Genomic DNA, 11,963 nt, shown 5'->3' with positions numbered 1-11,963 from the left:
CGGAGTTACGGGGCCGCGCCGGCCGATTGCGGGGCGGGACGGCCGCGTCAGCGCAGGACGCGCCCGTCGGCGACCACCGAGCGCACGTGCCATTCGTGGTCGAGCAGCACGGCGTCCGCGGCGTAGCCCGGGTGGAGGCGGCCGAAACGGTGGTCCTCCCCCAGGAGGCGTGCGGGAGTGAGCGTCAGCGCCGTGACGGCGTGCACCGGGTCGAGGCCGACCGGTCCGACGGCGACGCGCAGGGCGGCGTCCTGGGTGAGGGTTGAGCCTGCGATCGTCGAGGTGCCCGACAGCACGGCGAGGCCGTCCCTGACGGTGACGTTCAGACCGCCGAGACGGTAGTCGCCGTCGTTCGCGCCCGCGGCCGCCATGGCGTCCGTCACCAGGGCGACGCGCCCCGGCGCGGCCGTGAAGAGCAAGCGCGCGACCGATGGGTGCACGTGGAGCCCGTCGAGGATCAGCTCGAGCGTGACCTCGGGGTTGTCGATCGCCGCCATGACCGGGCCGGGCGCGCGGTGGTGGATGCCGTTCATGGCGTTGAAGGCGTGCGTCAGGAGGCGCGCGCCGACCTCGAAGGCGCGGGACGCCTGGTCGTAGTCGGCCGCGGTGTGCCCCACGCCGACGACCACGCCGGCCTCGATGAGCACGCCGATCGCCTCCAGGGCATTGGGCAGCTCGGGGGCGATGGTGGCCGTGCGGAGTGTGCCGCGCGCGGCGCCGATCAGCTCCTCCACCGTGGCGGGCCCCGGCTCTCGCAGGAAGTCCGCGTCGTGGGCGCCCCGCCGCTCGACGGCCAGGAACGGGCCTTCGAGGTGCGAGCCGAGCACGAGCGGGTCGGAGGCCGCCAGGTCGGCGACGATGGCAAGGCTCTCGCGCAGAGAGGCGAGGGGATTCGCGACGTGCGAGACGAGGGAGCGCGTCGTGCCGTGCGCGCGATGCGTCGCCAGAGCGGCGATCATCTCCTCCGGCCCGTCGTCATACGGATGGCCGCCTCCGCCGTGGCAGTGCAGGTCGACGAAGCCGGGGGTGAGCCAGTGCCCGCCCGCGTCGATCACGGTCGCGCCGGGCGAGCGGGCAGCCTCGTGCCAGCCCGTGCCGGAGCCGGTGGCGACGATCGTGCCGCGCTCGGCGATCAGCCAGAACTCGTCGACCAGCCCGTCCGCATCCACTTTGCGGGCGTCGTGGACGACGAGCCGGGTCATGCGAACTCGCGCCGCCCGTTGATCACGCCGCTGACCGTCGCGATCACCGCGAACACGAGGGCGACGATCGGCTGTCCGAGATCCCACCACGCGAACGCCGCGGCGCCCATGACGAGCACTTCGACCAGGGCCTTCACGAGGGCGTCGACGTGCAGGACGGCCTTGGGGGAGCGGAACAGCGCCCAGAGCAGGAGGGCGACGGCCGGCGTCGCGATGCCGAACACGACGTTCCACGGCAGGGGCCAGGCGACGAATCCCCAGATTCCGAGCGAGACCACGGCGAACAGCTCGAGCACGAACCGGAGGATGTCGTTCGGTCCGATGCGGAGGCGGGCCTGCTGGTCTTGCACGGGAGTCACCGGCCCAGTCTACCGGCCGCCTCCTGCTGGGCGGGCGCGGGCGTCAGCGGAAGATGATGGTGCGTGCGCCGTCGAGCAGCACGCGGTCCTCCGCGAACCACTTCACGGCCTGGGTGAGGGTGCGGCTCTCCTCGTCCTGACCGATCGCCACGAGCTGCTGCACCGTCTGCGCGTGATCCACCCGAACGACGTTCTGCTCGATGATCGGCCCCTCGTCGAGGTCGCTCGTCACGAAGTGGGCCGTCGCGCCGATCAGCTTCACGCCGCGGGCGTGCGCCTGCCGGTACGGATTGGCGCCCTTGAACCCCGGGAGGAAGGAGTGGTGGATGTTGATCGCGCGTCCGGCGAGCTTCTCGCACAGCTCCGGCGACAGGATCTGCATGTAGCGGGCGAGCACGACCAGCTCGATGTCGTGCTCCTCGACCGCGGCCAGCACGCGCTCCTCGAAGGCGGCCTTCGACTCCGCGTCCGTCACGGGCTGCGATTCGAACGGCACGCCGTAGAACCCGGCGAGGTCGCGCAACGTGCCGTGGTTGGACAGCACGAGCGGGATCTCGACAGGCAGCTGGCCGGCGCGCTGGCGGAAGAGGAGGTCGTTGAGGCAGTGGGCGGCCGTCGACACGAGCACCAGGGTGCGCAGCGGGCGACCGACGAAGTCGACGCGGTGCGTCATCCCGAACCGCTCCACGACCGGTGCGAGCGCGCTCTCGAACTCCGCGCGGCTCGCGCCCGACTCCACCTGCAGGCGCATGAAGAAGCGCCCGGTGTCGAGGCTCGCGAACTGCTGGCTCTCGGTGATGTTGCCGCGCGCGGCCACGATGGCCCCGCTCACCGCGTGCACGATCCCGGGCTGGTCGGCGCAGCTGAACGTCAGCACCCAGTGGTTGGCGTGGCCGGGGGAAGCGGGGGTGGGGGAGGTCGCGCTCGCGGTCATCGGCTCAGGATATCGCTCCGTCGAGGAGGTTCCGCGCCGTCCTCGGCTGTTGACGGGCGACGGCGCGTGCACTTGGATCGGTGCATGACCAGCACCGGCGAGGACGCGCCCGACCGGGCGCCCGCCTCCCTGCCCGCGCCCGGCTCGGCCTTCGGCGTCGAGCTCAACGGCCTCAACACCATCGACGAGAGCGAGCGGAAGGGGCGCGCGAGCAGCCTGTTCTGGCCGTGGTTCGGCGCCAATGTGTCGGTCTTCGGACTCAGCTACGGCTCGTTCCTGCTCGGCTTCGGGATCTCGTTCTGGCAGGCCACCCTCGTCGGCGTGGTGGGGATCGTCGCGTCGTTCCTGCTCTGCGGCGTGATCGCGCTCGCAGGCAAGCGCGGCTCGGCCCCGACCATGGTGCTCAGCCGCGCGGTGTTCGGCGTGAACGGCAACCGCGTCCCCTCCCTGCTCTCCTGGCTGCTGACCGTCGGGTGGGAGACGGTCCTCACCGCGCTGGCGGTCCTGGCGACGGCCACCGTGTTCGAGCAGCTCGGCTGGGAGGGCGGGGTCGTCACGAAGATCGTGGCCCTCGTCGTCGTGGTCGCGCTCGTCGTGGTCGGCGGCGTGATCGGCTTCCACCTGATCATGCGCATGCAGATGATCATCACGGTCGTGACCGGTGTGCTCACCCTGCTCTACATCGCCCTGGTGCTCGGCCACATCGACCTCGGCGCGGTCGGTGCGCTCCCGGCGGGCGATGCGCCGCATGTGATCGGCGGGTTCGTCTTCATGCTCACCGGCTTCGGGCTCGGCTGGGTGAACGCGGCCGCGGACTACTCGCGGTACCTGCCACGCGGCACCCGCAGCGGTGGCGTCGTCGGCTGGACGACGTTCGGGTCGTCCCTGGCGCCCGTCGTCCTGCTGGTGTTCGGGATCCTGCTCGCAGGGTCGTCGCCGTCGCTGTCGGAGAAGATCGCGGCCGATCCGATCGGGGCACTGGCCTCCCTGCTGCCGACCTGGTTCCTGGTCCCCTTCGTGATCGTCGCCGTGCTGGGGCTCGTCGGCGGCGCGGTCCTCGACATCTACTCGTCCGGCCTGGCGCTCCTCAGCGTGGGTGTGCGCGTGCCGCGTTACATCGCGGCCGGGATCGACGGCGTCATCATGACCGCCGGTGCGATCTACGTGGTCTTCTTCGCGGGTGATTTCCTCGGACCGTTCCAGGGCTTCCTGATCACCCTCGGGGTGCCGATCGCCGCGTGGTGCGGCATCTTCGTCGCCGACATCGCCCTGCGCAGGAAGGACTACGCGGAGGCGGAGCTCTACGACCCGCGCGGTCGCTACGGGTCGGTGCGGTGGCTGCCCATCGCGCTCATCGTGGTCGGCACCGCGATCGGCTGGGGCCTTGTGACGAACACCGCGGCGTCCTGGCTCGGCTGGCAGGGCTACCTCCTCGGCCCGCTCGGGCTCGGAGGAACGAAGGGCGACTGGGCCTACGCCAACCTCGGCGTGCTCGTCGCGCTCGTGATCGGCTTCGTCGGCACGGCGCTCTTCTCGCGCGCCTCGATCCGGCGCCAGGAGGAGCGGTGAGTGCGCCCGTCCTGGTCGTCGTCGATATGCAGCAGGTGTTCGGCGATCCGGCGAGCGGCTGGTTCACGCCGGGGTTCGCCGAGGCCGAGACCGGCGTCGCGCGGCTCCTGCCGGCGTTCGGCGATCGTGTCGTCTTCACCCGGTTCACCGCGCCCCGGGCGCCGCGCGGGGCATGGGTGCGCTACTACGAGGAGTGGCCGTTCGCGCTCGTGCCGCCCGACGACCCGCTCTACGACCTCGTCCCCGCCTTCCGCGACACCGGGCATCCGGTCGTCACCGAGACGACCTTCGGCAAGTGGGGTCCCTCCCTCCGGGAGGCGCTCCGGGGAGCGGACGAGATCGTCCTGGCCGGCGTCTCCACCGACTGCTGCGTGCTGTCGACCGCGCTTCCCGCCTCCGACGCCGGCGTGCACGTGCGCGTCGCTGCCGACGCGTGCGCCGGCCTGACCGAGGCCGACCACCGCCGCGCGCTCGACGCGATGGCGCTCTACGCACCGCTCATCGAGATCGAGACGACCACCGCCATCCTCGCCGGCCTCCGGTAGACTCGTCCCTGGTCGGCGGTTCCCGCACGGCCCTGGGCGCGCACATGGGCGCGTAGTCGACCCGCCCCTCCTTCCTCGGAGGACTCCTCCCGCCAGTTGACCGGCCGGAATGGGCGGGGAACGCCGTTCGTTGGACAGCACCGTCATGACTGCCTCTTCAACGTCGCCATTGGCAACCGTTCCGAAGTTCCCCTGGGTGGGCCTGCTCGCGCTCGCCGCCGCCGTGTTCCTCTCGATCACGAGCGAGATGATCCCGACCGGGCTCCTGCCCGACATGAGCGCCGCGCTCGGGGTGAGCGAGGCGCAGATCGGACTCCTGGTCACGGTCTTCGCCTTCACCGTCGTCATCACGAGCACTCCGCTCACCGCGCTCACCAAACGGTGGCCGCGGCACGGGATGATCGTGGGCGTCCTGGTGGTGCTCGGGCTCTCGAACCTGCTCACCGCTGTGTCGCCCGATTACGCCTGGGTCGTCGTCTCGCGCATCGTCGGCGGCGTCGCCCACGGGATGTTCTGGTCGATCGTCGGGGCGTACGCCGGGCACCTGGTCCCCACGGAGCAGATCGGCCGCGCCGTCTCCATCACCCTCGGCGGAGGCACCCTCGCGTTCGTGTTCGGGGTGCCGCTGGCCACCTTCGCCGGGCATGTGTTCGGCTGGCGGCTCTCGTTCGGGGTCCTCGCGGGGCTGATGTTCGTCGGGGCCGTGCTCGTCTGGCGGCTCCTCCCGGCGGTCGAGCGCGACGACGACAGCCCCGCGGGACGGCGCGACCGAAGCGTGCCGCGCCCCCGCGACCGCACCATCTCCGCGGTCGTCATGGTGTGCCTGATCGTCGCGGCCACGATGGTCGGTCACTACTCGTTCTACACCTTCGTCGTCCCGTTCCTGACTGGGCCGATGGGAGTGGCCGCCGGTGATGTCGGCGCCCTCCTGTTCGTCTACGGCATCGCCGGCGCGGTAGGGCTCGTGCTGGCCGGCTCGGTGCTCGGGCCGCGTCCGCAGCTCGGGCTGGTCCTCGCGCTCGTCGTGACGGGTGCGGCGGTCGCCGGTCTCGCCGTCTTCGCCGCGCAGCCGGTGCTCGGCCTCGCCTCGTTCATCGCGTGGGGCCTGGCGTTCGGCGCTCTGCCGCCGCTGCTCCAGACACGCCTGCTCCACACCTCGTCCGCCGCGTTCCGCGACACGGCCAGCGCGCTCTACACGACGTCGTTCAACATCGGGATCGGCGGCGGAGCGCTGCTCGGCTCGCTCGTCTTCGATGCGGGCGGTCTTCTGCTCCTGCCCGTGCTCTACATCGTGCTGCTGGCGGTGTCGCTCGTGCTGGTGCTGATCGTGGGGCGGATGGGCGCTCGGGCGAGTGCGGCCGGCTGAGCCGACACCGGCTGTCGATGGCTACGGCAGCCCCGGGAACGTGACCGGGGCGTCCATCACGATCCCGTGCCGGTCGCCGAAGTCGTAGCCGAACCCGAGCCGGTACGTGCCGGGAGGGCCGACCCACTCGTAGGTCTGCGCCGCGGTTCCGTCCGCCGCCGTCCGCAGGGTCAGCCCGGCGGGGGAGCCGTTCACATACAGCAGAAGCCCGGTGTCCGGGCGGCCGTACGCGGTCATCGCGACGTCGAACTGAGTGACGGTGGCCGTGATCGACGGCGCCAGAACGCTCCCCGTGGTAGGACCAGACCACGCGGAGACATTGCCCAGCACGTCGGTCTGGCGGGCGGTGATCGCGAACTCCTGCCCGACGTGAGTCAGCTCCCCGGTCGTCCACGAGCCGTCGGCCGCCGCGGTCACCGTGGTGAGCACCGTTCCGCCGTCGGAGACCTCGACCGAAGCACCGGGCTCGGCCGTGCCGGAGACGATGGGCGCGGCGTAGCCGGCGATCGCCCCGGTCCCGGTGTCGACGGTCGCGATCGTCGGCGGCAGCGCGGTGCGATCGATGACGATCGAGCGCGCCACGGCGTCGGAGGTGCCGGCCGCGGTCGTCTGGGTGAACGACAGCGTCCACGTGCCGTCGGCGAGTCCGGCCAGATCCAGACCGAGCCCCCAGGAGCCGTCGGCGCCCGCGGTGGTGCTGCCCAGCGTGGCCGCCGCGGCCGCCGCCGAGCGGATGCCCGTGCCACCGCCGGGAGCCGCAGTCGCCGTCACTGCGGCGTCCGGAGAGGCGGTGCCGGTGGCGTCCATGGCGAGCGCGTTGGTCGTGAAGCCGTCCGCGGGGAAGGCGCTCGACAGGGCCGGGGGTTGCGGCCGGGTCCCCGAGGGATCGGTCGGGGTGGTCGGTGTGGTGGGGGTGGTCGGCGTCGCGCCTCCCGGCAGCGCGGGCGCAGGCGGAGCGGCGGGGGTGGACGGCGCGTCGATCGGGGCTGGAAGGGCGGGGGACGGGGCGACCGGCGCGGGGCTGGTCGGCGCGGGGGCGGCCGGTGCAGGATCGGTCGGCGCGGCCGTCGCAGAACCGTCGGCGGGCGCCGGGGCGGTGGGCTGTGCGGGCCCGGCGACCGCGGCGCTGGTGGGGGCGGGCGTGGGGGCGAAGAGCGACGGGCCGAGAACGGCGGCCGCAGCCACGGCGGCCGCTACGAGCACCCCGCCGACGGCGAACGACGTAATGGTCACGGCGCCGGCGCCGGCGGCACCCCGGCCGACGTCGACGAGCCGCCCGCGGCACCCGCGGCCGAGCCTCCCGCTGCGCCTGCGCCCGCGCGCGAGAGCCGATCCTGTCCCGCCCGTGGCGGCCGCCGGCATCGCGGCCCCGGCGGCGCCGAGCGCGTACGACGCGGTGTGCGCTCCTGTCTGCATCCACGCCGTATACGCGGTCGCGCCCCCGACGCCCGCTACGAGCGGGAGCAGAACGAGGGCGATCCGGGATCCGACATCCTTGGCCTCCGCAGCGACGATCGTGCAGCGCGCGCAGTCGATCAGGTGCGCCTCGACCTTGGCGGTCTCCCGCTTGCCGAGACCGTGCCGGGCGTACGCGCCCAGCCGCTCGGTCGTCCACCGGCACTCCGACCCCTCCGGCACTGCGGCGATGTGCGCCTGGATCCAGGCCTGCCGGAGACCCTCGCGGGCACGGTAGGCGAGAGCGGCGACGGCGTTCGCCGACATCCCGAGCAGCGGGGCGATCTCGGCGGGCTTCATGCCCTCGACCTCGCCGTACCAGAGCACCTCCTGCCAGCGCGTGGGGAGGGTGCGGAAGGCGGTCGCCGTGAGGGAGCGGTCGAGGGCTTCGAGCCCGGCGGCCTCGGTCGACGCCGGGTCCTCGATGGTCTCGGCGTCATCGATGGGCGTCTCGCGCGCGCGGCGCCCCCAGGTGGCGGCCACACTGCGCACGGTCGTGAACAGGTAGGCCCGGAAGCCGGAGGTCGGGCCGTGGCCGTTGGCGATGGCCTGGTAGATCTTGGCGTACGCCTCGGCCACCAGGTCGTCGGCGTCGAGGTCGCTGTGCGCCCGCGCGACGGTGAGACCCGCCCGCGCGTGGCGTCGCCAGAGTTCGGCGAACGCCTCACGGTCGCCGCCACGGGTCGCCTCGACGAGCTCGAGGTCGGAGAGATCGTGGACGGCGCGCATCCCACGATTGTCGCGCATCCTGGCCGCGAAGTGGCTGTGCGATCCAGACCGTGGGATCTCTGGAAAAAACTTCGGGAACCGGCGTCATGGAATGCGGAAGACCCGGTCTCTTCAGACGTGGCCACCGCACAGGGGGCGGAAAGACCACCGCACGTGCCGGACCCGAACCGGCACGAGCTCGAGGATGACCGGCGACCCGAACGCCGATCGCCCTCGACGAAGGGGAGCCTCGAGGGCCGGACCCGGAAACAGGGTCCGGCCCCGGGTCACCGTCAGCGCGCGACCGGCGCGCCCTCCGCGAAGACCTGCAGCACCCGGAAGTCGTCGTCGAGCACCACGGCGTCCGCGGCGTATCCGGGGGCGAGGCGGCCCATGTCGTCACCGCGGCCGATCGCCGTCGCCGGGGTCTGCGTCAGCGCGAGCACCGCTTCCTCGACCGGGATGCCGACCTCCAGGACGGCGCGGCGCAGCGCGTCGTCGAGCGTCAGAGTCGACCCGGCGATGGATCCGCCCTCCGCCAGCCGGGCGACGCCGTCGCGCACCTCGACCGCCAGCGAGCCGAGCAGGTAGTCGCCGTCGTCCGCGCCCGCGGCCGCCATCGCATCCGTGATGAGCGCCACGCGCCCGGGAGCGGCGGCGAACAGCATGCGGACGACCTCGGGGTGCACGTGCACGCCGTCGTTGATGACCTCGAGGGTCACGCCGGGTGTGCGGGTCGCGGCCGCCACCGGGCCCGGTGCCCGGTGATGCACGCCGTCCATCCCGTTGTACGCGTGGGTGAGGATGCTCGCGCCGGCCTCGAAGGCGGCGAGGGTCTGCGCGTAGTCGGCGGCCGTGTGCCCGACGGCGACGGCCGTGCCTGCGGCGCGGAAGGCCCGGACCGCGTCCAGCCCGCCCGGCAGCTCCGGGGCGAGGGTGATCTGGCGCAGGGTGCCATCGGCGGCGTCGAGCAGCAGGTCGATGTCGGACGATGTCGCCGCCCGCAGCAGACTCGGCTCGTGCGCGCCCTTGTGGCCGACATCGAGGAACGGGCCTTCGAGGTGGGAGCCGAGCACCCGCGCGTCCGACCGGGTCAGCGCCGCGATCTCCCGGAGGCTCCGGGCGAGATTCGAGACGGGCGCCGTCACGAGGGAGACGACGGCGCGTGTCGTTCCGTGGCGCTCGTGCAGGTCGAGCGCGCGGCGGATGCTCTCGGGGCCGTCGTCGAAGCTGGCGGTGGCGCCGCCGTGCCCGTGGATGTCGACGAACCCGGGTGTGACCCAGGCCCCGTCGGCGTCCGTGACGACCGCCTCCTCGCCCGCGACGGCCGCGCGCCAGTCGTCGCCCGCGCCGGTCGCGACGATGGTGCCGCCCGCGAAGCGCACCCACCCGTTGTGGACGACGCGGCCCTCGCTGACGAGGCGGGCGGAATGGATCACGTGCGCGGTCATTGCACCGACGATACCGTCGCTCGCCCTGCGCTCACCGTTCCGGGCGCGGTACCGGGCCGTCGAGCAGGTCGCGTGCGCGCAGCGCAGCCCCGATCACACCGGCGTTCTCGCCGATGCTGGCGCGCAGCAGCACAGGGCGCCGCTGGAAGGTGAGGATGCGGTCGAGCCGGTCGGCGAGCGGGCCGAACAGTGCATCGCCGGCCTGGGAGAGGCCTCCGCCGATGACGACCGCTTCCGGGGAGAGCAGGGCGACGGTGTGCGAGAGGTCGAGCGCGAGGGCGTCGAGGGCGCTCTCCCAGACGGCGACGGCGTGCTGGTCGCCGGCACGGGCGCGCTCCAGCACCTCGCGGGCTCCGGGCACGGACGCACCGGTCGCCGCGTTGTACCGGCGGGCGATCGCGGCCGCCGACGCCACCGCCTCCAGGCAGCCGATGCCGCCGCAGGCGCAGACCGGGCCGTCGGCGACCTTCGAATGCCCCATCTCGCCGACCAGCCCACCGCCGGTGATCAGCCGGCCGTCGAGGAAGAGCGCGCCGGCGATGCCGGTGCCGATGGCCATCACCACGACATCGCGATACGGGGCCGCCGCTCCGAGGCGCTGCTCGGCCTCGCCGGCGCCGCGCACGTCATGGCTGAACGACACCGGGATGCCCAGGGCCTGCGAGGCCGCCGCGCGGAAGGGGAACTCGGTCCAGCCCAGATTCTCGGCGAAGACGCCCACGCCGCGCGCGTCGTCGACGTGCCCGGGCACCAGCAGCCCGAGGGCCGCCGGTGCGAGCCCGGGGTGGGCGAGCCGGAGCTCGCCGGCGATCGCGACGACCGCCTCCACCACGGCCTCCCCGGTGCGTGCGCCCTCGTGCGGCGTGGGCCGACGCAGGATCTCGACGATCCGGCCGTCCGCGTCGACGAGGGCGGCCTTCATGTCCGTCCCTCCCACGTCGATCGCGAGGACGGGGAGGCCGGGGCCGAGGAGGGCGGGGTGACGCGAGGCCGGAGACGGATCGGTGAGTACGTTCACATGTACAGGATCCCATCCCGGTCGCCACTCACGGTGCGCCGGAGTACCATCCCCCTGAGCATGTCAGCGGGAATCACGAGCACAGCGCCCGGGCCGGGAGCCGGTACGCGCACACGCGGGGGACGGGTGCGCCTGTTCGGCCGCGACCTGCCGTGGTGGGGCGCGATCCTCATCGTCTACGCGTCGTCGCGGCTGCTGACCACCGTCTTCATGCTCTCCCTCTACGTCGCGGCGACCGTCGGCGGCTGGCATTTCGCCAGCTCGCGGCACGACCCGACGTTCTTCACCTTCTCCAGCTCGTGGGACGGCTCGTTCTACCAGCGGATCGCGACCGGCGGCTATCCCACCACCCTGCCTGTCGACGGATCGGGCGAGGTCGAGCAGAACGCGTGGGCGTTCCTCCCGCTCTACCCGCTCGTGGTGCGCGCCCTCATGGCGATGACCGGGCTGTCGTTCGCCCCGGCGGGCGTGCTGATCGCGGTGCTCTGCGGCGCCGGCGCCGCCCTCGTGCTGTATCGCGTCGTACTGGCGCGCGGCGGCACGGTGTCCGCGCTGTGGGCGACGATCTTCTTCTGCTTCGGGCCGCTCTCGTTCGTGTTGCAGATCACCTACGCGGAGAGCATGTTCTTCCTGCTCATGTTCGGTGGGCTCCTGGCCATGATCCGCCGCCGGTACTGGCTCGTGGTCCCGCTCACGGTCGCTGCGGCCTTCGCCAAGCCGGGCGCGCTGGCCATCCCGCTGGCGCTGGCCGTCGTGTTCGTGGTGCGTCTGCTCGCGGACCGACGGGGACGGGAGGAGTTCCCCCGGCGCGAACGCATCGCCGTGCTGGTCGCCGGCGCCGTCACCGCGTCGGCCGGGCTGGCCTGGCCCCTCATCGCGTCCGCAGCGACGGGGGCGCCCGACGCGTACGTCTCGACCGAGCTCTCCTGGTGGACGGGATTCATCGGGCACGTCTCCTTCGTGCCCTTGACGCCGTGGTTCCTGTTCACCTGGAAGTACGCGGGCGTGGCAGGTGTGCTGCTGGTGATCGCCGCTCTCGCCGGGTTCGTGTGGGTGCTGACCCGCCGCGGCGTGCGCGCGCTCGGCACAGAGGTCGTCGCCTACGCCGCGAGCTACGGCCTCTACCTGGTGGCGGTGTTCCTGCCGCAGCAGAGCCTCTTCCGGCTCCTGCTGCCGCTCGCTCCGCTCGGCGGGGCGCGCGGCCTGACCCACAGCCCCCGGGCGCGGACGATCGCGCTCGCGGTCGGCGTGGCCCTGCAGCCGGTGGCGTTGATCCTGCTCTGGTTCCTCGGCTATCCCTGATCCTCCGCGGCTACCCCTGGCTTCCTCGGTCCCGAGCCCGCGACGGCTGCTGCG

The 11,963-nt window shown here is 72.8% G+C and carries 10 protein-coding genes; 4 read left to right on the top strand and 6 right to left on the bottom strand.

Going from position 1 to position 11,963, the window contains the following annotated elements; genetic code table 11:
- Positions 1-47 precede the first annotated feature (47 nt).
- Genes nagA (IT072_RS15690) through purU form a run of 3 tightly spaced genes read right to left on the bottom strand, consistent with a single transcriptional unit; the run spans position 48 to position 2,495 of the window.
- On the bottom strand, positions 48-1,202 hold the full coding sequence (gene nagA / locus IT072_RS15690) for an N-acetylglucosamine-6-phosphate deacetylase (protein ID WP_223357785.1): 1,155 nt from the start codon (positions 1,200-1,202) through the stop codon (positions 48-50).
- On the bottom strand, positions 1,199-1,561 hold the full coding sequence (locus tag IT072_RS15685) for a YrdB family protein (protein WP_223357784.1): 363 nt from the start codon (positions 1,559-1,561) through the stop codon (positions 1,199-1,201). Before IT072_RS15685 ends, nagA (IT072_RS15690) begins: the two co-directional genes overlap by 4 nt.
- A gap of 43 nt (positions 1,562-1,604) precedes the next feature.
- Entirely contained in the window at positions 1,605-2,495 is an 891-nt protein-coding gene (purU, locus tag IT072_RS15680; RefSeq protein WP_223357783.1) for a formyltetrahydrofolate deformylase, read from the bottom strand.
- Positions 2,496-2,579: 84 nt separating this feature from the next.
- Here purU and IT072_RS15675 point away from each other — a divergent pair, with 84 nt between their 5' ends.
- The 3 genes from IT072_RS15675 (at position 2,580) to IT072_RS15665 (ending at position 5,975) form a co-directional block, all read left to right on the top strand.
- Complete coding sequence (locus IT072_RS15675) at positions 2,580-4,064, top strand: purine-cytosine permease family protein (protein WP_223357782.1); 1,485 nt, start codon at positions 2,580-2,582, stop codon at positions 4,062-4,064.
- Positions 4,061-4,609: a cysteine hydrolase family protein gene (locus IT072_RS15670; protein ID WP_223357781.1), complete on the top strand. Its 549-nt coding sequence runs from the start codon at positions 4,061-4,063 to the stop codon at positions 4,607-4,609. Before IT072_RS15675 ends, IT072_RS15670 begins: the two co-directional genes overlap by 4 nt.
- Before the next feature lie 169 nt (positions 4,610-4,778).
- Complete coding sequence (locus IT072_RS15665; protein WP_223357780.1) at positions 4,779-5,975, top strand: MFS transporter; 1,197 nt, start codon at positions 4,779-4,781, stop codon at positions 5,973-5,975.
- Positions 5,976-5,996: 21 nt separating this feature from the next.
- On the opposite strand, the gene IT072_RS15660 is transcribed toward IT072_RS15665, so the two are convergent.
- From IT072_RS15660 to IT072_RS15650, 3 genes are all read right to left on the bottom strand, one after another.
- Positions 5,997-8,159 (bottom strand): sigma-70 family RNA polymerase sigma factor, encoded by a 2,163-nt coding sequence (locus tag IT072_RS15660; protein ID WP_223357779.1) that lies wholly within the window; start codon positions 8,157-8,159, stop codon positions 5,997-5,999.
- A gap of 272 nt (positions 8,160-8,431) precedes the next feature.
- A complete protein-coding gene (gene nagA / locus IT072_RS15655; RefSeq protein ID WP_223357778.1) occupies positions 8,432-9,589 on the bottom strand; it encodes an N-acetylglucosamine-6-phosphate deacetylase in 1,158 nt (385 codons plus the stop codon).
- A 31-nt stretch (positions 9,590-9,620) separates the two neighbouring features.
- Entirely contained in the window at positions 9,621-10,607 is a 987-nt protein-coding gene (locus IT072_RS15650) for an ROK family protein (protein WP_223357777.1), read from the bottom strand.
- Positions 10,608-10,667: 60 nt separating this feature from the next.
- On the opposite strand from IT072_RS15650, the gene IT072_RS15645 reads away from it, so the two are divergent.
- The gene (locus IT072_RS15645) at positions 10,668-11,909 is read left to right on the top strand and encodes a mannosyltransferase family protein (RefSeq protein ID WP_223357776.1); all 1,242 of its coding nucleotides are present in this window, start codon (positions 10,668-10,670) and stop codon (positions 11,907-11,909) included.
- Positions 11,910-11,963: the final 54 nt, after the last annotated feature.

Origin of the sequence: Leifsonia sp. ZF2019 (assembly GCF_019924635.1) — a bacterium.
GTDB lineage: Bacteria > Actinomycetota > Actinomycetes > Actinomycetales > Microbacteriaceae > Leifsonia.
Note: the sequence above shows the minus strand (reverse complement) of the source record. Positions and strands in the feature narration are given on the sequence as shown.

What these genes read in the sequence shown, in the direction of transcription:
- nagA (WP_223357785.1), bottom strand. Translation starts at nt 1,202, where the DNA reads ATGACCCGGCTCGTCGTCCACGACGCCCGCAAAGTGGATGCGGACGGG.
- purU (WP_223357783.1), bottom strand. Translation starts at nt 2,495, where the DNA reads ATGACCGCGAGCGCGACCTCCCCCACCCCCGCTTCCCCCGGCCACGCC.
- IT072_RS15675 (WP_223357782.1), top strand. Translation starts at nt 2,580, where the DNA reads ATGACCAGCACCGGCGAGGACGCGCCCGACCGGGCGCCCGCCTCCCTG.
- IT072_RS15660 (WP_223357779.1), bottom strand. Translation starts at nt 8,159, where the DNA reads ATGCGCGCCGTCCACGATCTCTCCGACCTCGAGCTCGTCGAGGCGACC.
- nagA (WP_223357778.1), bottom strand. Translation starts at nt 9,589, where the DNA reads ATGACCGCGCACGTGATCCATTCCGCCCGCCTCGTCAGCGAGGGCCGC.
- IT072_RS15645 (WP_223357776.1), top strand. Translation starts at nt 10,668, where the DNA reads ATGTCAGCGGGAATCACGAGCACAGCGCCCGGGCCGGGAGCCGGTACG.